This window comes from Vibrio sp. T9 (assembly GCF_003123985.1).
Lineage (GTDB): Bacteria > Pseudomonadota > Gammaproteobacteria > Enterobacterales > Vibrionaceae > Vibrio > Vibrio diabolicus.
In genome coordinates this window covers 292,508-316,259 of the sequence record NZ_NIGY01000005.1, presented here as the reverse complement: position 1 = coordinate 316,259, position 23,752 = coordinate 292,508, and the positions used below count along the sequence as shown (strand labels likewise).

The window sequence follows — 23,752 nt, the reverse complement described above, 5'->3', positions numbered from 1 at the left end:
AAGTAAATGGCTTTGAAAACGTCTGAATTAAACGCGAAATTATTTGGCAAAACGAATAAACGTCGTGTTGTGACTCCACAAGAGGCGCAAACCGCGGCAAAAGAAAAAGCTCAAACGATTGAGCTAGCTGTCGCAGGTGAAAATATTGTTCAGTTTGAACTTGTTCGTATTCCTGCAGAGAAAGTCGCGACAGAAACAACGGTGTTTGTTGATAACGCTCGTGAGCAATCGTTCTTAAACGAACATGCTTTATCTGATGTTTTAGTCACACTCAAAGAGCGTGGCCAACAATATCCAGCTGTGGGTCGTAGAACTAAAGATGGCAAGATTGAAGTTTTAGATGGTAGCCGTCGTCGCATGTCTTGTATCCTCGCTGAACAAGATTTTTTGGTTTATGTTGCTGACAACATCAATACTGACCATGCTAAGTTTTTATCTGATGTGGCAAATGCTCATAAGCCGCTCTCTTTGTACGAAAAAGGTAAAGAGATGCAGGCTAAACTAGATAGCGGTGAAGCTGAAGATCAGAAAGCATTGGCGAAAATGTTCCAGTGCAGTGAAGCGTTAGTAAGTGGCGCTTTAAAAGCGGCGGCATTACCGTTAGAACTGCTTCAAGCGTATCCCAATGTCGGCGATCTTGGTCGTCCAACTATCGTGAAACTGCACAAACAGTTTTCAACGTTAACGCCAGAGCAGCAGCAAGAGCTGTTAAATAAGTGTCGCTCTAGCGAAGGGTTTTTATGGCAGCGAAGCACAGCTCAAGGCGTTGCTCGTCTGACAAAAGAAGTCACGGAAAGCATCGAAAACTGGATCGCTGAGCTTGCACCAGCAAAACCTGGCAAGAAGACCGAAAAAGTCGACTTAGTAAAAGGTCGAGCAAGCTACAGCCGAAAAGGTAGCAGTCTGGCGTTGAACTTGAAGAAAGTTGACGACAGCTTGATGGAAGAGATTCTTGCCTTTGTGCAAAACAAGCTGCAATAACAAAAGATGATTGAATCAACCGCCTCCGGGCGGTTTTTTTATATCTGCGAAGCGTCAAATTAAAGATGTGATACCATTGCGTCAGTTCAACGTTGGATAGACAAAATGCAGACACAATCTGATTTCCTTTCATCACTTCAACAACAAGCTCACCAATCTTTCCAAAGATTCGGCATCGTCATTCAAGGCGAGTCTTCTTGGCAAGATGCATTGGTGTCAGAGTTCCATAAAACACAGATGTATCAACGTTGGTTTTGTGTCGGCGATTTTGGTTTGGAAAACGCATACAGTGTTTCGCCTAAACAAGGGCACATGTTGTTAGGCAGAGAGTGTGACGTTCTATTGTTTGATGCTCGAAATGGTTTTGACGCAAATAGCTTTACCGCCGCGCTTGGCTCATTGGTTGGCGGTGGCCTTCTTATTATCATTACTGAGTCGCGACAACCTACGAATTTTGCTCAGCAATGGATGCACAAACAATGGGAGAAGCTCGTTGTTATTGAGCAAGACAAACCATTGCCAACGGCTCCAGACATCAAGCAAGCAGAAAAAGAAAGCCACTACACGGAACAAGAACATGCCATTTCTCTAATTGAAAAGGTGGTGACAGGACATCGAAAGCGACCATTAATTTTGACCGCTGATCGTGGGCGTGGAAAAACAAGCGCACTTGGTATTGCGTGTGCGAACTTATTACAGCAGAAGCCATTTAGAATCTTAATTACGGCACCATCTATAAAAGCTGTTGAGCCTGTTTACCAACATGCTTTGCGGTTACTTCCTAATGCGCAGCGTATTAGGAAAGACAGATTAGAATCAGGGCAGGGAGCCATTCAATTCATTGCTCCTGACGAACTTCTATCGAGCCGACCTGAATGTGATTTGTTACTTGTCGATGAAGCGGCTGCAATTCCAGTTCCTATGCTTAAAAGCATTACCGAACATTATCATCGACTCGTTTTTTCTACGACTATTCACGGTTATGAAGGTTGTGGCCGGGGCTTTACGATTAAATTTGTTGATTGGCTTCAGAAACAGCGTTCGGGAATGAAAACGTGGCACATGACACAGCCCATCCGCTGGAGCATGAATGATGCGCTCGAATCATGGCTCTATGACGCGTTTTTGTTGGATGCGGAGTTAACGCACCATCAACTTAACCAGGTCGACTCAATTTCCCTTTCTAAAGCCGATAAGGACGATTTGATATCGCAGCCTAGTTTGCTGCGCGAGTGCTTTGCTCTTTTGGTTAATGCTCATTATCAGACCTCGCCGAATGATTTAATTCACCTTTTGCAGGACGACAACAGTCAGCTCTATTTTGCTAAGCAAGATAATGCGGTTGTGGGGGTAATATTAGCGGTCGAAGAGGGGGGGCTTGACGCTGAATTGGTTGAAGAAATTCAGCTTGGTAAGCGTCGTCCTAAAGGACACTTAGCCCCAGTTACGATTGCAAACCAACTAGGATTTCCGAATGTCGCGAATCTATCGACGCTGCGAGTCATGAGAATTGCTGTTCATCCAGCATTGCAAGGAAAAGGCATTGGTCAAAAAATGCTGCAGAAACTTGAGCAAATGGCTGCTAAACACATTGCTTACTTATCCACGAGTTTCGGTGCGACTGAAGAATTGGTCCATTTTTGGCGACAATCGAACTTCCGTACAATTCGCTTAGGATCAATGCGCGATGCTGCTAGCGGTTGTTATTCAGTCTTGATGGTCAAAGCTCGTGATTCCAAACAGACGGCTTGGGTCGATGAATCTCAGGCGCTATTTGAAGAAATGTTGTCTAACAATGTGGCTGACGTCTATCCAAAATTAGAAGCCTCAATTTTTCGAGCTCTATTACCGCAACCTTTGGGAATGAGTCCACTTCATCCCGCTAAGTTATTACTAATTGAATGCTATGCTGATGGTGGTAACAGTTATGAGTCCGTGTCTGCTTGGCTTCAGCAGTGGTTACTTAACTTAGGTTTGAACTCCGCTTCCGACTTGATGATCAGTAAGCTTTTTCTTAACCGTAGTTGGACTGAATGTGCTCAGCAATTTGGGCTACCTGGAAGAAAGCAAGTTGAGCAGCAGCTAAGGGACGAAGTAAAGCACATTTGGAACGATTTACACTGTAAACAATAAGGTGAGATTTACACTGTAAATGAAATTATTAGGAGCTGATTTTACACTGTAAATCCAGCTCCTTTTTATTTCAGTGTGTATTTTGATTGAGCTTTAGGTTAAATCGAAATGCTCTCTTACTATCTGTTTAACCGTTATTGATGGATTACTTTCTTTAGTGACGTGAGCCCTATAATAAGAAATGCGAGGTTTGTTCAGAAAACGGATTTGGGTAGACTGAAAGTGTTGATGGGAAGCAAAGTGGTAAGGGTATGTGGAAGCTGTGTCTTGAGTTATCTGAAGATAAGACCAAGGTGATAGCCCGTCTTCCGGGAGAAGTGGACCTCGGTGGTGAGCTAAATCAAAATGAATTAAACGAGCAGCTCGTCGCAATGAACGCTGAAAAGATGTTTGTTGTTGAGGGGGAAGTCGTGAGATTCATGAACTGCGCCAAAGAACGTAAAGCCGAGGCTTACGAAGGCATCGTCATTGCGGAAAAGCGCAACGCGCAAGTTGAGGTTGAATTATCGAATAATGACATGCTCGCCAGTATGAACGTTGTCGGCGCGTACGGAGGCCGAGGTTTACGTGGCCCCGAGATTGTTCAAGCCCTTGCTCAAGCGCGAGTTTCGAAAGGCATCAACAAACTGGCTTTGAAGAAAGTGTTGGTTGTCAGCACTCAGCTCAAACCCGGCGAAACTTTTTCTCAACCTGTAGCGGTAGGTAAGCAACCTATCAAAGGCAAAGACGCTCTTTTTACTCCTCTCGTTAAAGACATCACCAAACGCATCCTCAAACCCAAAGACGGCCAATCTGCTAGCGACAAAATTGATTTACGTAACCTCGGTGAAACTATCGCGGTTGACGTAGGCGATGAGGTGATGCGCCGCACGCCTGCGACCAAAGGTACGCCTGGTTTTACTGTTCAAGGGCGAGTGATTCCTCCACAAGCTGGAAAAGACAGCCCAATGAAGCCAGGCAAGGGCACCGAGATAAGCAAGCACGACCCAAACCTATTGATTGCATCGGTATCCGGTACGCCTCTGATTAAAGACAAAACCATTGAAGTTGATAACGCACTTTGCCTCAATAGCGTTGGCGTAAATACAGGTCACGTGAAATTTAAAGGGAATGTGATTATCGGTGGCAATATTGAATCCGGAATGATTGTTAAAGCAACGGGCTCTATTACTGTAGGCGGCTTCATTGAATCGGCTGACGTACAAGCGCAAGACGACATTCAAGTTGGTAAAGGTATCATTGGCCACACCGTGAGTGATGGCCAGCCAAAAAGTTGTCACGTCAAAGCCAAAGGTTCGATTCGTGCCAGCTACGCCCAATATTGTGATTTGCAAGCCGGCGAAGATATTGAGTTGGCGGTGCACAGCATGAATAACGATATTGTTTGTGGGCGCAATCTGACGGTGCTGGATGCGAACGGTAGGAACGGCACGCTCAGCGGCGGAGATGCAAAAGTCGGTGACAAAGTTGTGTGCTTACAATTGGGCGTAGAAGGCGACACCGTCACTAAGGTAGAAGCGTTCGCGCGCTATTCTGCATTTAAGGAGCGATTAGCTGAGCTCAAAGATCAATACAAACGCGCTCAAGAAGGAACGATGGATGTGATTCGTAAAGAGCTCGAATTTAAGAAACGTCCTAAAGCCGAACGTACCGACGAAGAACAAGCTCAGATTGATGTGATGAAAACACAAAACAACGAGCAGCTTGAAGCGATAAAGCAAAAGCTAGAACAAACGGAACATGACTTTGAAGTCGCGTTAGAAGAAAATATTGTCGAAGCCAAAGAGCGTGTCTTCACTCGCGTGACGGTGCAGTTTGGCGACGAACAAGTAACGACAAAGCGCACTCATGGCGGTTGTTCGTTCCGTTTCAATCAATACGAAATTAAAGTCTCGGCGAACTTGGAAGAAGAGGACGTCGCTGCGGTTTAAGCTTTCTTACTCACTGAGCCCACACGCCGCAACAAGATGTGTGGGCTTTTGTTTATCTACAATACAAATCGACAATGTGCTCTTGATAGTAGTCCGCAAGCGCACCGACTTGGCTGCTACACATTACTTTCATTGCTTGTTTAATGTGTTCTATTGGCCAGTTCCACCATTGGATATTGAGTAGAGTTTCAATCTCTTTATCGCTAAATCGTTGACGTACGACTTGGTTGTTTCCAACCACCACCGAATAAGGTTGGACGTCTTTCGTCACTACGGTGCGTGCTCCGATGACGGCTCCATCGCCGATGTTTACTCCGGGCATGATCATCGCCTCGCTGCCAATCCAAACATCATTCCCCACCACCGTGTCTCCGGCACGCTCGAAACCGTCTTGTACGCCCTCTCCAAATTCTTCAGGAGAGAAGGGGAAGGTTGAAATCCAGTCAATGCGATGACCTTGGTTTCCTGCCATCATAAAGGTGGCTCCAGAAGCGATGGAACAAAACTTGCCAATGATTAATTTGTCGATGCTACCGGGTTCTCTACTTTGCCATTCTTGAAGTGTGACGGGGTCACCCAACAAGTAGCGTACCGCTTGCTCTTCGAAGCTTTTTTGATGATAGAAGCCCGAGTAATAGCTGTAATCGCCAACGATGATATTGGGATTAGTGATGTGATCTTTAATGACTTGACCTTTTAACCACGTGTCGAAAACACTCATAACTCATCCTTTCAAATTTAGGTTGTACAGAGTTTAGATGCTTTCTATTATTTCCAGTAGTTTGATTTTAGAGATTCAGAATTACTGTATGGAAATAAAATGGCTCAGCTACGTACCACTTTACGTCGCTTTGTGCGAGGAGCGAAGTATTGCTGGCGCGGCAAAGCGCCTGAATTGTTCGAATGCGCATGTAAGTCGGCAACTTAAACAGCTTGAAGAGATATTGTCGGTGCAGCTTATTCAGCGAACTACGCGCCAGTTTAATTTGACCTACGATGGTTTGCGGTTTTATCAGCAGGTAAAGCAACTGCTCGAAGGCGCTGAGCAGATCAATGAGCAAGTCATGGCAAACGAGATCGTATCGGGAAAATTGAGAATAGCGGCGTCTGCTTCTTTCGGAGCCGCGTTACTCAGCCAAACATTGATCGACTTTCGATTGCAACATCCACAAGTGAGCGTCGAAGTGATCTTCACAGAGACACCTCTCGACTTGATTGAGGCTGGGTTTGATATCGCATTCTACTTTACCGATACTCCTCCAGAGGGATACGTCGGCCATCAGCTACGCACTTTACACTGTAAACCGATCGCTCATCGCTCGTATTTAGCTGATAAACCAAATGTAAGTACGCCAGAGGATCTTGGTGACTTAAAGCACATCCTTTATAAAAGTCGTGACTTGGTGTTAGATAAATGGACGTTTACGCATAAGCAAACTCAGCAGCAGTGCAGTATTAGGTTAGAAAGTACGCTGAGTTTTAATCTTGTCCAGTCCATGTTGGATGCTACTTTGGCTGGCTGTGGTGTAGCCATGTTAGATGAATTTGCATTGGCTAAACTCGAACCTGCACAAAAAGAACAACTCGTGAGTTTGCTGCCAGAATGGCAAACGGATGCGATTTTGCCGCTTTATCTGCTTTACCCAAAACGTGAGCACTTACCAAGAAGAACGCGAGCGTTCATTGATCACTATAGGAACATATATTCTGTCGGCGAATAGCGACAGCAAACTTAGTAACAATTGAGGAAGCAAAGGAATGCGAAAACACTGTATTGCGATTGGTGGTGGTGGCTGGATGATGGGAGAGAATCCGAGCCCGCTCGATCAATACATTTTGTCTTTGTCTGGTAAGGAGAATCCAAACATTTGTTTTCTACCGACAGCCACGGGAGACGCCGATGAAGTGATTGAACGTTTTTACGATGCGAAGCTTAGTGAGAACGTGACCCATTTTCCGCTGTTTAAGTTTGAAGCTGGTTGGAAAGAAACGCTATTTGAACAAGACATCATTTACGTCGGTGGCGGTAATACGCGTTCGATGTTGGCCATTTGGCGCGAATGGGGAAGAATACTCAAGCAGTGCTATGAACAAGGCATCATCATTTGTGGCATGAGCGCTGGTGCAATTTGTTGGTTTGAGTTTGCGGTGACAGACAGTGATCCCGAAGCATACCAAGTTATGCGTTGTCTTGGATTCATTGACGGTTTGGCTGCGGCGCATTTTTCTCATGTAGGTGAGAAGTTCGAGGTTTTCCAAGCCTTTGCTCGTTCTCAACCGAGCATCACTTGTTATGGCATTCAAGATTATGCGGCATTGCACTTTGTTGATGGAAAATTGTTAGCTACTGCGACCAGTTTTCCTGATGCAGGCGTGTTGGTCAAAACAGGTAACGGAGAAAACATATTACGAGGGTGAGCTTCTTCAAATCAGCATTAAAGGCAATAACTACTGACCGGACACAGAAGAAGCTCATGGATTCAGCTAACTTACATTAAGTATCGTGCTTACAGCTCGTAACGCAGACCTAAGTGGTAGTAGCTTTCGTCTGCGTGCGCACCGCCAAACGAGACTTCTTGTCCATTGCTGTAGCCACGCGAGCCGTTACGATCAACGTAGTTTGTGTAGATAGAAGAACGAGGCGTCAGTTTGTATTGCACTTCTAGCGTTGTATCTTTCAGCTCTAGCTCGTCACCATCACTGTTTTCTAAAGAACGATAACCAGCACGCAGTACCCATTTGTCATTTACACTGTAAACCGCCGTTAGTTCCATCACTTTGTCGGTACTGGTTTGTGAGTAATAGTCCTCTAGTTCATCTTCCGAGTACAACGCACCCAACATCAAATCACCTAGGTAGTAACGCGTACCTACGCCCCAGAAGGTGTAATCGGTGTCGTTGCTTTCACGTGCATCACCTTTATTTTTCTGCATCGCCACCACTGGCGCCAAGGTACCCAAATTCCCCATATCTAGCGTATAACGCAGTGCAGTGTTGTAACCGTAGTCGAGTTCAGAAGTGTTGTTTCCTAAAATGTACGCGACAGAAAAATCGAAATTACCTAGGCTGTTTTGGTATTGCAGCGTGCCATCTTGACGGAAAACTTGCGTCGCGGTTTTGTCGACTTTATTCGCTTGGCGCGCCATAGCAACATCGGAAGAGGCGAACACATCACCAATGTCGGTAAACATAATCAATCCAGATGCCACGCGACCACCAGTAATGCGACCATAATCTTTCGCATCAACCCCCACCCATACATAACGCGCGGTCAGAGACGGTTTGTCGTTTACTTGGTTTGCGTATTCAGCGGCACCCACTTGGTATTGCGCTTGGCCGATGATCGACGCGTACTCGTTGATGGTTTGTGAACCGTTTAAACCAATACGGCCATCAAACTCGCCATTTGTATCGCCGTGCTCATCATTTTTACTGGTGACATTGAAACCAAGACGAGAGTAAATATTTAAAACTGACCCATCTTCCGCTTGATACAGCTGTGCTGCCATTGCGTTTGATGCCATCAATGTTGGGAGAAGTAGAGTCAAAATGTGCTTTTTCATGATTAACGACCTTTCATTTCTATTGTTTTAGGTACGACAAAGCCCCTTCCGAGTAACGGAATAAGAAAAATTGTCGTGAAGTAGAGAGAGGGTGCGCCCTTGTTTGCCAAGGGCGCGAGCTAGTCCATTCCTATAGGGGAAGAATGATTTAGCTTAAATCGACGTCTTTGCAGCCAAAGAAGTAAGTCGCGAGGAAGCCGACGATGTAAGAGATAAGCAGGCCAGCAACAAACACCATCATGCCCGGGAAGATGCCATTTTCAGATGTCATGAGAGGAATCGCCACGATACCGGACGGGCCAAACACCGTATTAAGACCAACTGGCAAGCCAAGGTAAGAAACTAAACCGATAAAGAAGCCGCCTGCAGCACCACCAATACAAGCGGTAACGAATGGTTTTACGCGTGGTAATGTCACGCCGTAAATCAATGGTTCGCCAATGCCTAGAAGACCCGGAATAATAGCGCCTTTAACTTGAGTGCGTAGTAGAGCGTCTTTTTTGGCTTTGAAATACAGCGCCATTGACGCGCCAACCTGACCGCCACCAGCCATCGCCAAGATAGGAAACAGCGAGTTAAAACCCTGTGCTTCCATCAATGCAAAATACACTGGAACAAAACCCTGGTGGATGCCAAATACCACAGAAATTAAGAACAAACCTGCCAAGATTGCAGCGCCTAATGGGTTATCGTTCAAGTTGAGGAACAACCAAGACATCCCTTTAAACAGCTCGCCGCCGATCGGCATGATGATCAAGAAGGTTACCGCACCCATGATCAATAGAGTAATAACGGACGTTAAGATCATGTCCAGATCATCTGGCATGTATTGACGAACCTTACGCTCGACTTGCGCACCGATGATCGCCGCTAAAAGTACGCCGATAATGTTGCCGCGCGGATCAATCGCAAAGCCGAAAAACTCGTTCATGCCAGAGTAAATGCCGGATGTCGCCTCTGGGTTGTAACCCAGCACAAACAAAGAGGCGAGAATAGCACCATTAACACCAGAGCCGCCAAACGCTTGCTGCGCGTTGTAACCAATCAGAATACTTAAGAAAGCAAACAGACCCTTACCAAAGACTTTCATGTAGGCGATCAAATCCAACATAAACTGGCTTGGTGTCTGGTCGAGAACAAACATCTGTTCCAATAACGTCGCAAAACCTAGCAACAAACCAGCGGCAATAAAGCCAGGGATCAACGGCGTAAAGATGGTGGCAAACTTGCTTAAAAAACGCTGAACCGCACTGGTTTGTTTGCTCTTCATCTGTTTTTTCTGCTCGGCCGCGACGGCAGAAAGATCTTGTTGCGGCATATCTGGTTCTTCACTGTCACCAGAAGTTAAGCTGTCGATCAATTGATTCATCATCTCAGCCGCTTGTTGAGCTTTTCCGGGACCGAGAATGATCTGAAACTGCTCATCGCTTTCCACCACACCCATTACGCCGGGAATTTGCTTGATAACTGACTGATCAGCCAAGCCATTGTTGGTGAGCGATAAACGCAAACGCGTCATACAGTTACCACATTTGCTTACGTTGCTGCTGCCACCCACTGCGGACAGCAACTGCGATACTGTGTTTGAAGTTATTTTTGCCATAGGGTCTATCCTTCAGAACTCGGATTATTTAGTTATTATTTAGTGCTGCGCGAATAAAACCGTTGTGCGCGGCGAGGCGTGATTTGGCTTGTTCGGCATCCAAATCGGCCAAAATCATTAAGATGGCGGTTTTACAGTGGCGATCGCAGGCATTTAATGCTCGCTCTGCTTCTTCTTTTGATGCGCCAGTTGCTTCTACAACAATGTTGGTTTGGCGTTGGATGAGCTTGGCGTTGGTGGCCTCTACATCCACCATTAAGTTACCAAATACCTTACCGCTATGAATCATTGCGCCTGTCGTGAGCATGTTTAACACCAGTTTTTGTGCGGTGCCGGCTTTCATGCGAGAAGATCCAGTAACGACCTCTGCGCCAACAATCGGCAGAATCGCGATGTCGGCCGCTTTTGCCATGGCACATTCTGGATTACAGGCGATAGATGCGGTCGTAGCTCCGATGGATTTAGCGTACTCCAAACCACCTAGTACATAGGGTGTACGGCCACTCGCTGCAATGCCTACAACCACGTCATGGCTGGTGAGGTGAAGCGCTTTTAAGTCGTCTTGACCCATTTGCGCGTCGTCTTCGGCGTTTTCTACCGCTTTTAAAATCGCTTGATGTCCACCCGCAATTAAGCCAATCACCATATCTGGATGCGTGCCGTAGGTAGGAGGACACTCGCTCGCATCAAGAATGCCTAAGCGACCTGACGTACCGGCTCCCATGTAAATTAAACGGCCACCATTTGCAAAAGCTTGGGTAATTGCGTCAACTGTCTCTGCAATTTGTGGTAGCACCGCTTTTACCGCGAGCGGGACTTTTTGATCCTCTTCATTAATGACTTGCAGCATCTCGATGGTCGAAAGCGTATCGATCTCGGCACTGGCTGGGTTACGGCTTTCTGTCACCAATCGGCTTAAATCAATTTTCATGTTTTGCACTCTTCGTAATGTTTAATCTGAGGGCGATTTTATGGAATAAAATATTCAGGTTTGGTGATAAAAATCACACTTGAGGTTATTCTTTATGCAGGAGAAATTTGGAATAATGAGAGAAAATATACGTCTATTACATCCGGGATTAACTGGCTTGGTTAGAATAATCAGTGGGTTAAATTAAACTCCTATTATTTTTGTTTTGGAATAATTTATTTAAAATTTTTGAGGTTTTTGTTGTGTCAGTTATCAATAAGATAGTCGCGAGGCGTACTCAGCTTTCGCAAAGTGGTCGTTTGGTCGGCGATTGGATTGTTGAAAACGCAGAAAAGGCGGCGCTGCTCACCAGCCAAGAACTTGCGGCGCAAGTAAAAGTGAGTCAATCGAGCATTGTGAAATTTACTCAGCGTATCGGCTTTAAAGGCTACAGCGAGTTTAAGTTAGCTCTGAATGAAGAGATTGGCCGTAAGCATGCGATGCAGTCGACACCGTTGCACAGTGATATTTTGGCAGATGATCCCATCGCGGTTATTTCACAGAAACTGGTGAAAGCAAAAACAGATGCTATGTTTCAAACCACCAATGCGCTGTCTTATGAAGCGTGTCACCAAGCGGTGAAATGGTTGAGTGAAGCGCGTCGAGTGCAAGTGGTCGGGATTGGGGGCTCTGCACTGACCGCGAAGGATTTAAGCTTTAAACTGCTTAAACTTGGTATTACGGCGCTTTCTGAACAAGACAGCCACGTGCAGATTGCTGTTGCCCGCACGCTCTCTCCAGAAGATGTTCAGATCGCAATCTCGTTTTCGGGTGAGCGCAAAGAAATTCTCGTCGCGGCAGAAGCGGCAAAAGAGCAGGGCGCGAAGGTGATTGCGTTATCTGCGCCTGGGAGAAGCCGCTTGCGCGGTATTGCCGATATTACGTTTGATACGATTGCCAATGAAACGGAACATCGCAGCTCATCCATTGCTTCACGCACCGCGCAAAACGTGATCACCGATTTGCTGTTTATCATCTTGGTTCAGCAAAGAGACGACAGTGCCCGTCAGTTGATCAGCGATATCAGTACCGACATCAAACAGATCCTCACATGATCGCTTAACCAACAGCGAACTAAAGATCCGGATCGTGCATCAGTAAAGCAATAAAGGCGGGGAGATGCTTTTCAATGGTGAGATCGGCAGAAATTGCCGGTAACTCCAACGTGATGCAAGGTAAATCACGTTCACTACACCAAGTGCCGAATGAGCCGGGTGTTTCGTAGTCGACATCGTCAACGATTGGCAGTTGAAACTGCTCGCCGAGCCATTTGGCAAGGTTGGAATGTTTGGGATCATCTACAAACGCAAGCGGTTCATGAAACGACACCACAAACTTTGGCTTGCGCAGTTCAATCAAGTTAATTAATGCGCTAACTTCTGGCTCTAGCTGGTTTTTAGTGCCAGTTTTCACTTTTACGTCTCGAACGGGTGTGTGAGAACTCCATCGATACACTGTGCCATGCTCAGTCCAATTTTGGGTTGGAAACGCGCGATTGAGGTCCACTTGGTTTGCATTTGCGCGTGTGCCTAGCTGGTTGCCGTCCGGATTCAGTGACAGAATCACATCATGTCGTAAGTTTTCAGCAGGCAAGCTTCTTAGCGCGCAGGACAAACCTGCAATCGAGGCCGTCTCATCCCCGTGAGTGCCTGCTAAAATCAAACCTCGCGAAGCACTTTCGACTTGTGCCGGAAAATACAGTAATGGCGCACCAAGCACGGATTGACCGTATATTGTTGGCCGAATTAAAAATGCCGCTCTTTCCGTTCTTGGAATTAGACTCACCGTAATCTCCTGATTGATGAAGTAGTATCAATATCTAAGCTAATTAAACCTAGCTAAACCGAACCGTTTAAACTCGTCAACGGTTGAAATGTTAATTGTGGCACTTGCTTCACAAGACGCGTTAGGAGAACGAAAAACGATATGGATTTTAAAAAACATTCAACGGCGTTGCTGATTTCCTCTTTATTCACCCCTTTTCTTGCTACATCGGTTGCTGCGGAGACCTTACCTAAAGGCATTCAACTTGCCGCAGAACAGCATTTAGTACGTGCGAATGACGCAGAGGCGGCGACGCTTGACCCAGCGAAAGCCGAAGGTCTGCCAGAAATGCATGTGATTCGTGACTTATTTGAAGGGCTTGTGATTCAAGATCGTGACGGAAATATCATTCCCGGTGTGGCAGAATCATGGGAAACCAAGGACAACCAAACCTTTGTTTTTCACTTACGCAAAGACGCAAAATGGTCGAATGGCGAGCCTGTGACGGCGGATGATTTTGTCTATTCACTGCGCCGAGTGGTAGATCCGAAAACCGCTTCTCCAAATGTTTGGTATCTCAAACTCACCAAGATCAAAAACATCACCGATGTAGCAGAGGGCAAAAAGCCTTTGGACGAGCTCGGTATCAAGGCGGTAGATAAATACACCCTACGTTTTGAGTTGGACAGTCAAGTGCCGTACTTTGTTGCCATGACTGGGCACACGTCCATGATGCCAGTGCATCAAGCGACAGTGGAAAACCGCGACAAGCCGTGGAGCGATCCAGACCAATTTGTTGGCAATGGTTCATTCACATTGGATAAGTGGGTCGTGAATGAGCGCATTGAACTGGTTAAGAATCCAAGTTACTGGGACAGCGCAGATACGCATTTAAACAGAGTGACTTACATTCCGTTTGAAAACCAAAACGCGTCGATCAATCGTTATGCGGCAGGAGAGCTGGATATCACGTCAGATGTGCCGACTCATATGGCGCAGAAGCTTAAACAAGATTACAAGCAGGCTTACACGGTGGTGCCATTGTTGTGCACGTATTACTACGCGTTCAATACCACTCGTCCGCCATTTGATGATGTGCGAGTGCGTCAAGCGGTGTCGTACTCCATCATGCGCGATGTGATTACAAATGGTGTCACGCAAGTGGGCAACCTTCCTGCTTATACTTTTGCGCATCAGTACACCGCAGGGTTTGATGCGACGCCGCCTGAATACAGTAAGTGGAGTCAGCAACAACGTGACGAGAAAGCGCGTCAGTTGTTAAAAGAAGCGGGTTACAGCCAAGACAAGCCGCTCGATTTTAAATTGCTGTACAACACCAGTGAGGCAAACAAATCGATCGCGGTTGCGATAGCGTCGATGCTACAAAAAAATCTCGGTGCAAACGTGGAGTTAGAAAACCAAGAGTGGAAGTCGTACTTAGTGGCGCGTAAACAAGGCAATTTCGATGTGATGCGTGCTTCCTGGTGCGGTGATTACAATGAAGCGTCTACTTTCCTGAGCTTACTTCGCTCAGGTTCTTCGGGTAACTTTGCACGTTACAGCAATGCAGCGTACGACAACGCGATGAACAGTGCATTGGCTGCAACCGATGAGAAAGCGCGCCAAGGATTTTACGACCAAGCTGAACAGTTGCTGGCGACAGATATGCCTATCGCACCGATTTACTACTACATGCAAGCGCGTTTGGTTCGTCCTACGGTTGGCGGTTTTGCCAAGAACAACGTAGAAGGTCGTATCTACTCGAAAGACCTCTACATCAAGAAGTAGCGCTCAAAACAAGCGATAAATATGAAGCCCCGAAGATGTATCTTACGGGGCTTCTTTTTATTGTTAGCGAGTGGAGAGCTTGTTCACGAGCATAGCGACTCGTTTGCCAAGATACTCTGCTGTTGCAACATCAGAAGCATGCAACTGACCACCTTCACCACCTTGTGCAACAATACCACCTTGTACACCATAACGATTCAGGTTTTGCTCCCCAGAATTGCTGATCTTATCCAACCCGACCCACATCATGCCGTGTTGGTTAGCGAGCGTTTGTAGATATTGTAATGTGCAAGATTGGTCGCCATTCATTGCCCCACCACTGGTAAAGCCAGCCGCGATTTTGCTCGCCCATTTTTGGTAATACCAAGATTCACTGCTTGCATCTGCAAATGCTTTAAACTGCGCTGCTACACCGCCCATATAGGTCGGTGAGCCAAAGATAATCGCATCACACTCAGCAAGTTCATCCATTAGTTTAGGGTTCACAAAACGTCCCTCAATAATCTCACTGCCTTCAATTCGGTGAGAGAGGATTTCACATTCATCTTGCTGCTTAATGCCTTGTTGTTCAACGCCTGCGGCAATCGCGCGAGCAAGCTGACCAGTAACGTCGGTTTTAGAGAAATAAATAATCGCAATTTTGGACACAATGGTTCCTTTTTTCATTGTTGATTTTTAATCGTGCGACTAAGGCTAAAACCTCAAGCTAAGTTGAGGTCAAGAAGAGATTTGAGATAGATAAAGTACGAATTGGTATCTAAAGAGCTTTCTTATAGGGTAAGTCGACGGCATAACTACAGTGAATGCAACGACGATGAATGTCGTGTATAAAAGCGTTAAAGGAAGATCTTAAAGATGTAGAAAACTCTCTTGGAAACAATGATAAAGGTACCGATGCTAGTGATGATTAATAGGCGGAAAAATAGATTAAAATATGTAAACTCAGACCTGATCCAAGGCGGGAAAAGTACATTTCATCGTTTCTTAAGGCGAGGGATTATTATCATTATGGTAGGAGGCCTTTCTACAGCCTCTTCCACGGTATTTGCACACTTTATAGCGGGGGTGTTTGATGTGGATATGAATGTTCATCCAGAGAGCTTAGAAGAAAAAGTGCATGCACTACTTTTTGTTTCGGTCAGTCTTGTTTTTTACCTCTTTTATGCCCTTATCTCGCTAAATATTAGTGGGTGGCTCATAATGAAGCTAAAAATATAAGCTTAACTAAAACCATGTCCTTGTATTTTAAGGAAGATGGAACTAGTGACGATTTTTTCTTTGCTTGCACCATCTCTATTTTTTGTATTTATTTAAGGTTCGTAAATAAGAAGCTTCCTTTGGTTAAAGTGGCGCTTTTGGTTTCGGCGATGTGTCATGTTTTTATCATGAAAGAATACAGTGGTGACCTTCAGCTTATACGTTTTGTCTCTTCACTGTTTTTCGCCATTAACTTTGGGTTATTTGTGACCACCAAGTGATACTAAAAAGCCGATGTAGATACATCGGCTTTTTAGTGGGTTATTTCTTTCTGCGAGTATAAATCCGAGATTTTGCTTTACTTGGCTCTGGCTTGTTTTTCGCCAGCTTTAGCACTGCTTTTTGCAAAATCTGGTTGTTTGGGTAAGTAATCAAGTTTCCGTTGTCGTGCTTAATTAACACGTGAAACATGCTGATTTCCTGAATCTCGCCGCTGATGTCTTCGTCTTTGTCTACGACTTTAATGCGATCGCCCACTCGGTATGGGAAGACAAAAAAGATCAAAAAGCTGGCAGTGATGTTGCTTAGAATTGACCATTGCGCGATAAACGCTACACCCAATACGGCGAAAATGGACGATAGGAACAATGACACATCACCATAGCCAATACCGGTGATAATGGCAAAAACAGACGCGGTTAAAAATAAAAGCACGACGTTAAAACAACGCTGAATAAAACTCAGGCGGGCCTTTTTTACACCTTTTGAGGTCGCTAAGTTTAAAATGGCTCGATTGACGATTCTCTTCAGAATGCGATAAGCAATCAGGACAATAATGCCCATTAAGACTTTGTACCCGAGAGAGCCAGCGGTGAAATACTGGCTCACTTGATCTAGATGGATCCAATCATTCATTTCTTCAACTCGACGATATTAAGAAAACCGCTGTTATAGCTGATTTTCTGATGTAAGTAATCACAAATTTTTCTCTCCATTTTCGTCTCTCTACCTAGGAATTTCGCCCTAGAGCCTACGGAGAGTTGTAGAGTTTTATCAATAGTGTGCAGAGCTTTACTTCTGTTTGCGCTCACCGCATATATTCAACCAAAGTTGATGCGGTTTTAAAGTGTTTAATGTTTGAGCTGTATCTCATATCCGGTATTGTATGAGGCTAGGATCGTATAAACGTGCTGAATATGATTTTTGTCCTGATAACCTAAGACGTGTTGAGTGAAATGGCTTGCTAGGATATCTATCAAATGGAAGAAGATGAAAAGGCGATTATGATTTTATTCGTGATTGTTGGCCTTGTACTCGTTTGGATAGTGCTTGAAGAGCTTAACTATCTTGGATTCTCAATAAAATAAGCCCCGTTAAACATGAGTCAAACGGGGCCTTTCTCTTTTCTAAATGCTAATTTCGGTTAGCTAACCGCACGTACTTTGCCTTGCTTTAGGTCATTCAGCACTTGCGCTTTAGGACCATCAGCAATGATGCTGCCTTTCTCCATCACAATTACTCGATCAACGATGTCGAGCATCGACGTTTTATGCGTAATCAGTATCAATGTTTCGCTCGGTTTGAGCTGAGATAGCTGGTGCTTAATATGCATTTCAGAGCGGTTATCCATCGCGCTGGTTGGTTCATCCATAAGTAGGACGGGAGGACGGCCCAAAAATGCACGAGCGATCGTGACGGCTTGACGTTGACCACCAGAAAGCATCGTACCACCTTCACCAACTTGACGTTCTAAACCAGCTGGATCCGATTGTGTAAATGCGGTCACGCCTGCACGGTTTGCTGCATCAAGCACGTCTCGGTCATCGGTTAGTGGACGACCCAAGGTAATATTGTCGCGAATCGAACCGAAGAATAGATTCGAATCTTGAGGCACACAGCCGATGTTACGTCGAACATCAACGTGGTGAAGCTGTGCAATATCAGTATCATCGATACGTACGTGCCCCTCTGTTGGCTTATACAAGCCCATAATCAAGCGCTCTAACGTTGTCTTACCCGAACCAATCCGACCGATTATCGCGACTTTTTCACCAGGATTTATCGTGAGAGAAATGTTACGTATAGACGCGACAGGAGAGTCTGGGTAATGAAACGTTACGCGATCAATTTCAATCTTACCTTGGATTATTGGGCGATGGATGTAGCGTTTCCCTTCTTCTTGCTCATCCGGCATTTCCATGACTTGATTGATAATCGTCATAGAAGACTTCGCCTGGTTGTAGCGCGTTGAGAGCAAAGACAACTGAACCAAAGGCCCTATGGCGCGACCACTCAACATGGTTGCGGCAATTAAGCCACCCATGGTGAGTTCGCCTTCTGCAATCAGATAAACACCGAGAATGATCATCCCAACGTTACTACTTTGCTGTACGAAGCCAGCCGCGTTCTGGATGCTGTCGGTAATGCGGCGGCTTTTGATGTTCCAGTTCGCCATGTGCGCCACCGCTTCTTCCCAACGGTATTGGAATTGGCTTTGCGCGCTGAGCATTTTTACGGTTTCTAGCCCCGCTAGACTCTCAATTAAGTTGGCGTATTTTTGCGATGCTAAGCGTGACCCCTCCTCTATAGAGCGACGTAGCGGTCCTTGAATCAGTAGTGAATGAACAATCAAAATGACCACGCCGACCATTGGAACATACACAAGATCGCCAGCCATTAGCCATATAATCACCAAGAACAGAATGGCAAAAGGCAGGTCAATTAGGGCACTGACGGTTGCAGACGTGAAGAATTCTCGAATAGATTCGAATTCTTGTAAATGGCGAGCGAAGGCACCGACCGAAGGCGGCTTCGATTCCATTCTAATCCCCATCACTTTGCTGAACAGTTTGGAGGAAATCAGAATGTCAGACTTCTTTCCTGCGACATCAATAAAGTAGTTTCTCAACGATTTGAGTATGAAATCGAATAGAAAGACAACAAAGATGCCGCTTGCCAATACCCATAAGGTTTCAAACGCGAGATTTGGTACCACTTTGTCGTACACCAAACGAGTGAACAGCGGGGCGGCAACGGCAAAGAGGTTGATGAGAAGTGAGGCGATTAAAACATCGCGGTAGATACGTTTTGACTGCCACAAGGTTGACCAAAACCAGTGACCTTCGTTGGTTTTGAGCACCTCGGGAGAGCGCTCATCGAAACGGAATTGTTTTTTAACTAAAAAGTAGCGACCAGTGTACTGCTCAAGTAGGTCTTCTAATGGAATGGAGATTGGCACCATTCCACTTTCTAAGGTGGTGACTTCGGCTTCGCGTGTCTCCGCGTTAATGCTGTTGAGAACGCATGAGTCACCGCCTTTAAGAACTAAGATTGCCGGCAGAATCAGGCTGGAGATGTTCTCCAGCTCTGCACGGTTTTCCTTGGCAACCAATCCGGCCCTTTCCGCTGCTCTTGGTAGCAAAAATGGAGTTAGCTTGCCGTCTGAAAGCGGAAGGCCATTGACCAGCGCTTCTGGCGAGTTAGCTAACCCATAGTAACGGCTAACGTAGATGAGCGAATTCAGTAAAGGGTCTTTCATCTGTGGTAAACCTTTTTATTCCTTGTCGACGATGAATCCTTGGAATACCTCAACAAAATGCTCGGTGAGGAAGTCCAACTGGATTTGAGTTTCAATACGCGACGCGATAGTCGTAATGCCTAGGTTATGGGCAGTACGAGAAATCGACGTTAGCGTGAATTTCTGTTTTTCGTCGTGTAAGTTGTGTGTGAATAGGTAATCGAGCTTCACATAGTTAGGACGGAACTCTTGGATGTACTCCAATGATTGGAAGTTACGTCCATAGTTATCTACGCCAAACTCAGCCCCGGATTGGCGAATGGCATTACATAACAGCGCCGTGTGGTGAGGCTGATCAATAAAACACTCCTCTGGAATTTCAAAGTGTAGCTTAGAGGCCACTTTTGCGTGTTTTTCCAACATGCTGGTGGTCCAGCGAATGAACGATGGCTGAGACAAGCTACTTTGCGCAATATTGATCGCGACAGGATCGGTTAGCTCGCCACTTTCCAACATCTTAATCATCGACTCAATAACGTATTGGTCGAAAATATTGGTGGCGTCTAACTGCTCTAGTGCGAATAAATATTGGTTGGCACGGAACGTTTCGCCCTCTTTTTCGATGCTTGAGAACACTTCGTTATGGAACACTTTACCCCAAGTGTTCTTCGCTGCTTGGAAGCGGAATTTAACCCAATCGCTATGAATCGCTTCTTCAACCAGCGCTTTCCACTGCTGTTTACCCATTAAGTTAGAAGGTGTGTCACTGCCGATAAAGCCGTAAGCTTTGTCTGGTTGAGCTTTGGCTTTCGAGAGCGCATTATCCACCATAGATAAGATTTCAGAGCGCGTTTTTTGGTCTTTACTATGCGCAACACCTAAGGCTGCTTTTGGTTTGGCTAGACCGGTTGGATCAGTGTTCAACCCGTTAACGCAGTTCACGATGCTGTCCGCCAAAATGCGTAGTTCGCTTTCATCCATGTGTGGGAAAAGCAGGCCAAACTCATCACTAGATAGGCGTGCAATGGTAGCTCCCGGCACATCAATGGTGTTTTTCAGACGTTGAGACAGTTCTTTTACGTGGGCATCGGCGCGTTGGTAGTCTTTTGTCTCGTAAATGTCACCAATGTATTCTGCATGGAGTAGCGCGATACCCCCTTGCGTTTGCTCTGCAAGCCATTGGTCTATTTGGTTGATGTAGAACGAGCGATTACCCAGTTTGGAGATAGGGTCGAGGTAAGCTTGAGCACGCAGTCGTTGTGCCTCTTTCGCTTGCTCTTTGAATGACAGCTCAATTTGAGCAGACATCATGTTAATGCCATCTACCACCGCGATCAGATCTTTAGTTCTTGGACGAGCAAGTGGTTCACCAAATTGGTTATTAGCGATTTCATGCATTTTCTTCACGATGGCCGCTAATGGTTTTAGTGAGCGACGGAGGATGTACGAAATCGCAATTAAACCAGCCAGGAAAATGATACTGAACGCAGATAACAAACCAATAAAGCCTTGCCAGAGCTGCTCGTAAGCAGCTCCTGGGTGGCTAATGATTTCCACTTCAGCAAGTTGCATCCAACCACTGGTCACTACGCGCTTATCGTGAATGGCTTTGAATAGATTCATGTCGATAAACCATTGTGGCACCGTACTTGGTTTAACCGGGTAAGTGCGCACGATTTGGTAGTCAGAATCTAAAGCGGTAAGGCGAACAACCGAATAGGTGCTGCCGTCAAACAGAGCATTAATAACGGATTCTACCGCGACTTTATCTTTGTCTTTAAGGTAAGGAGCCAATGCCAAACCTACGGTGTTAATGGTGTTGTTGACCTCTGAACGTTGCTGTTGTTCCAAGCTGTCTCGAGTCGTGTTGAATTGGATTACGAATACTGATGCCAACAAGAGTATAAAGACCGTAACCATTCCCACTACAAGCTTCTTATATAGGGTCATGTTTCTCACTCGTCATAGTTAATTTTAGGTTTATTTAACTGCAACTTACGTTCGCGCGAGCGTAAGTCATTCCAAAGGCTCAACCGTGATGCTTTCCCTGCCAGCTCTCCAGTGCTAGCAGAAGACTTCATCAACCACAGGTTTGTACCATTAAAACTGTATATCGGTAGCAAGTCGCTACGTTTAGAGGCTCGGACAATATCAGGGTTGATATTGTCGAGAATGAGCGGCTCAGAGCTTGGGGTTGGGTAGTAAGCTAATACCATGTGAAACTGATTCAGTTCGATGGCTTTTACGTAGATCAAACGCATCTTAGAATCTGGTATTCCTAGCTCGAGTAACGAGAAGTACTTGGCGATGGTGAAATCCTCACAATCCCCTGCATTACTCCCTAAAAATTCGAGTGGCGTAGCCCAATAATCTGTCTTTCCCCACAGTTTTATGTCGTCAACAAAATACAGCTGGTTAAAAAAGTCGTTGACGCCAGCGAGCTGTTCATGTGTCTCTAATTGTTTAAATAAGTCGAGGTTTTTTCGCCATGTATTTACGCGCAATCCCGCACGTTCGCCGTACACCGCTGTGACCGTATTGACCCATTGTTGTTCTTTACTGCTTAACGCACCAATTTGGAACGAAAAACAACTTAAACTGATTAATAATGTAACTTTACGCTTCAAATTGGATCGCATATTCGACTCATATCACAAGTATACTCTTCTAAAGGGTTCGTCAGTGAGAAACAAATGCTTTTTATTTAATCACTTATCGCTCAATACTCGCCGTTGTGAGTACCTTGGTGTGATTTACTCCTTCAAGGCGTTCGTTTTGGCACTTAAAATCGGTTTAAGTAGATATTCCAAAACGGTTCGCTTCCCTGTGATGATATCGACCGATGCCGTCATTCCTGGAATGATTGGTAAATCTGCATCTTGACCAAAATTCGTTTTATCGGTGCGGACACGAACGATGTAAAAGCTATTTCCTTCTTCATCTTGGGTTGTATCTGCGCTGATGTGCTCCAACTCACCCTCTAAGCCGCCGTACTTAGTGAAGTCGTAAGCCGTAAACTTCACGATGGCGTGTAGGTCCGGGCGCAAAAATGCAATGTCTTTTGGCGCAATTTTCGCTTCTACTAATAACGTATCTTCAGTTGGTACAATTTCGACGATATCCATGCCTGGCTGGATAACACCCCCAACGGTGTTGATGTTCAGCGTTTTGATTTTGCCTGTTACTGGCGAGTTCACAACGGTTCGATTGACTCTATCTTCTAAACCCACTGCTGATTCAACCAAGGCAGATAACTGGTCTTGGGCGCTGTTGAGTTTCTCTTGCTGTTCAGAGCGGAATTTGAGCGCAACATCAATGCGATTAAGCATGGATTCTCGAATTGCTGACTTTAATACCGGGATTTTGAGCTCACTGGACGTCATTTCGCGGCGGGTGTCGTTGACTTGGCGTTGTAATTTGAGTAATTCAATACGAGGCACAACACCTTCATCAGCCAACGGTTTGGTAATGTCTAATTCTTTCTTCGCATATTGATAGCTTTGACGTAAGTTCCTTACTCGCGCTTCAATCTCTACTAAGTCCTGCTGCTTTTGCTGAACTTGTTGGTCAATCACCGAAAGTTGGTTGCGTAAATTGTCTAAATCTTCGCGGTATTCAGCTTTCTGGCGCTGAGTGAGTTTCGGCTGAGTTTCTTCTAAAGTTGGCGGAAAGGTCAGTTTGCCATAATCGAGTACTACGCTTTGGCGCCAGTTTTCCGTTTCAAAATCACGATTCACGGCAACACTGTTGATCGAAGCTGAGAGTTGCAGCACAGACGCAGTTAGGTTGGCAACTTGTTGTTCACGCTCACGAAAATCAGAGCGAAAGCGAGTGTCATCGATAAGAAGTAACTGCTGACCTTTTTCAACCAACTGACCTTCTTTGACTAAAATTTCTTTGACTAAGCCACCTTCTAAGTTTTGTACAACTTGAATCTGTGAAGAGGGAATGACTTTTCCCTGACCAACAGTGACCTGGTCGATTTCAGCCCAAGATGCCCAGCCTATTGCAGCAATAAAAAACAACACCATCACCCAGAGCATCAAACGTGCGCTGTTGGGGGTGTTGAGGAGCAATGCTGCAGTTTTGTCGTCAACAAAATCCAACTCTTCATTGTTGAGTTTGTTGTAGTTATCTCGGCTCATCACAGTCCCTGCTTATATAAATGCTGATTATCTTTTTGATCTTATTATTATTAACCGATCATGTCAGTATGCTCGGCGAATAAAAATATGAGACGAAGACCATTCTCTCTCCGAATGAGCGTTTTCAATGCTTCTCTAGCAAAAGAAAAGTGAAGATATC

At 45.4% G+C, this 23,752-nt stretch carries 19 protein-coding genes; 8 read left to right on the top strand and 11 right to left on the bottom strand.

Annotation, left to right across the window (positions count from 1 at the left end; all coding sequences use genetic code 11):
- Nucleotides 1–6 precede the first annotated feature (6 nt).
- The 3 genes from CBX98_RS12255 (at nt 7) to CBX98_RS12245 (ending at nt 5,045) form a co-directional block, all read left to right on the top strand.
- Complete coding sequence (locus CBX98_RS12255) at nt 7–981, top strand: ParB/RepB/Spo0J family partition protein (protein WP_109169318.1); 975 nt, start codon at nt 7–9, stop codon at nt 979–981.
- Between the two features lie 105 nt (nt 982–1,086).
- On the top strand, nt 1,087–3,114 hold the full coding sequence (locus CBX98_RS12250) for a GNAT family N-acetyltransferase (RefSeq protein ID WP_109169317.1): 2,028 nt from the start codon (nt 1,087–1,089) through the stop codon (nt 3,112–3,114).
- Between the two features lie 251 nt (nt 3,115–3,365).
- Entirely contained in the window at nt 3,366–5,045 is a 1,680-nt protein-coding gene (locus tag CBX98_RS12245) for a FapA family protein (protein ID WP_109169316.1), read from the top strand.
- 52 nt (nt 5,046–5,097) lie between these two features.
- Here CBX98_RS12245 and catC read toward each other — a convergent pair whose 3' ends face one another.
- Nucleotides 5,098–5,766: a type C chloramphenicol O-acetyltransferase gene (gene catC, locus CBX98_RS12240; RefSeq protein WP_109169315.1), complete on the bottom strand. Its 669-nt coding sequence runs from the start codon at nt 5,764–5,766 to the stop codon at nt 5,098–5,100.
- An 88-nt stretch (nt 5,767–5,854) separates the two neighbouring features.
- Here catC and CBX98_RS12235 point away from each other — a divergent pair, with 88 nt between their 5' ends.
- Together CBX98_RS12235 and CBX98_RS12230 are read left to right on the top strand one after the other, a co-directional pair.
- Nucleotides 5,855–6,766, top strand: coding sequence for a LysR family transcriptional regulator (locus CBX98_RS12235; RefSeq protein ID WP_109169410.1), 912 nt, complete (start codon nt 5,855–5,857; stop codon nt 6,764–6,766).
- A 37-nt stretch (nt 6,767–6,803) separates the two neighbouring features.
- Nucleotides 6,804–7,463: a peptidase E gene (locus CBX98_RS12230; protein ID WP_109169314.1), complete on the top strand. Its 660-nt coding sequence runs from the start codon at nt 6,804–6,806 to the stop codon at nt 7,461–7,463.
- Nucleotides 7,464–7,552: 89 nt separating this feature from the next.
- Here the strand turns inward: CBX98_RS12230 and CBX98_RS12225 are convergent, their stop codons facing one another.
- The 3 genes from CBX98_RS12225 to murQ form a co-directional block, all read right to left on the bottom strand.
- Nucleotides 7,553–8,608 carry a porin gene (locus tag CBX98_RS12225; RefSeq protein WP_109169313.1) on the bottom strand — a complete coding sequence of 352 codons (1,056 nt, stop codon included), beginning with the start codon at nt 8,606–8,608 and terminating at the stop codon, nt 7,553–7,555.
- Nucleotides 8,609–8,756: 148 nt separating this feature from the next.
- On the bottom strand, nt 8,757–10,211 hold the full coding sequence (murP, locus tag CBX98_RS12220; protein WP_042772603.1) for a PTS N-acetylmuramic acid transporter subunit IIBC: 1,455 nt from the start codon (nt 10,209–10,211) through the stop codon (nt 8,757–8,759).
- Nucleotides 10,212–10,239: 28 nt separating this feature from the next.
- A complete protein-coding gene (murQ, locus tag CBX98_RS12215; protein ID WP_109169312.1) occupies nt 10,240–11,142 on the bottom strand; it encodes an N-acetylmuramic acid 6-phosphate etherase in 903 nt (300 codons plus the stop codon).
- A 242-nt stretch (nt 11,143–11,384) separates the two neighbouring features.
- Here murQ and CBX98_RS12205 point away from each other — a divergent pair, with 242 nt between their 5' ends.
- A complete protein-coding gene (locus tag CBX98_RS12205; RefSeq protein ID WP_109169311.1) occupies nt 11,385–12,236 on the top strand; it encodes an SIS domain-containing protein in 852 nt (283 codons plus the stop codon).
- A 19-nt stretch (nt 12,237–12,255) separates the two neighbouring features.
- Here the strand turns inward: CBX98_RS12205 and mpaA are convergent, their stop codons facing one another.
- Nucleotides 12,256–12,966, bottom strand: coding sequence for a murein tripeptide amidase MpaA (gene mpaA / locus CBX98_RS12200; protein WP_031381642.1), 711 nt, complete (start codon nt 12,964–12,966; stop codon nt 12,256–12,258).
- A gap of 141 nt (nt 12,967–13,107) precedes the next feature.
- On the opposite strand from mpaA, the gene CBX98_RS12195 reads away from it, so the two are divergent.
- Complete coding sequence (locus CBX98_RS12195; RefSeq protein WP_109169310.1) at nt 13,108–14,733, top strand: ABC transporter substrate-binding protein; 1,626 nt, start codon at nt 13,108–13,110, stop codon at nt 14,731–14,733.
- Between the two features lie 63 nt (nt 14,734–14,796).
- Here the strand turns inward: CBX98_RS12195 and CBX98_RS12190 are convergent, their stop codons facing one another.
- Nucleotides 14,797–15,381: a flavodoxin family protein gene (locus CBX98_RS12190; RefSeq protein ID WP_017821885.1), complete on the bottom strand. Its 585-nt coding sequence runs from the start codon at nt 15,379–15,381 to the stop codon at nt 14,797–14,799.
- Nucleotides 15,382–15,612: 231 nt separating this feature from the next.
- On the opposite strand from CBX98_RS12190, the gene CBX98_RS12185 reads away from it, so the two are divergent.
- Complete coding sequence (locus CBX98_RS12185) at nt 15,613–15,951, top strand: hypothetical protein (RefSeq protein WP_017821886.1); 339 nt, start codon at nt 15,613–15,615, stop codon at nt 15,949–15,951.
- A 300-nt stretch (nt 15,952–16,251) separates the two neighbouring features.
- Here the strand turns inward: CBX98_RS12185 and CBX98_RS12175 are convergent, their stop codons facing one another.
- The 5 genes from CBX98_RS12175 to CBX98_RS12150 form a co-directional block, all read right to left on the bottom strand.
- Complete coding sequence (locus CBX98_RS12175) at nt 16,252–16,845, bottom strand: mechanosensitive ion channel family protein (protein WP_012842403.1); 594 nt, start codon at nt 16,843–16,845, stop codon at nt 16,252–16,254.
- Between the two features lie 508 nt (nt 16,846–17,353).
- A complete protein-coding gene (locus tag CBX98_RS12165) occupies nt 17,354–19,468 on the bottom strand; it encodes a type I secretion system permease/ATPase (RefSeq protein ID WP_074190286.1) in 2,115 nt (704 codons plus the stop codon).
- A gap of 15 nt (nt 19,469–19,483) precedes the next feature.
- Nucleotides 19,484–21,397, bottom strand: coding sequence for an EAL domain-containing protein (locus tag CBX98_RS12160; protein ID WP_109169309.1), 1,914 nt, complete (start codon nt 21,395–21,397; stop codon nt 19,484–19,486).
- Between the two features lie 5 nt (nt 21,398–21,402).
- Nucleotides 21,403–22,086, bottom strand: a complete 684-nt coding sequence (locus CBX98_RS12155; protein ID WP_005392134.1) for a transglutaminase-like cysteine peptidase — start codon at nt 22,084–22,086, stop codon at nt 21,403–21,405.
- A 114-nt stretch (nt 22,087–22,200) separates the two neighbouring features.
- On the bottom strand, nt 22,201–23,592 hold the full coding sequence (locus tag CBX98_RS12150; RefSeq protein ID WP_005392136.1) for an HlyD family type I secretion periplasmic adaptor subunit: 1,392 nt from the start codon (nt 23,590–23,592) through the stop codon (nt 22,201–22,203).
- Nucleotides 23,593–23,752: the final 160 nt, after the last annotated feature.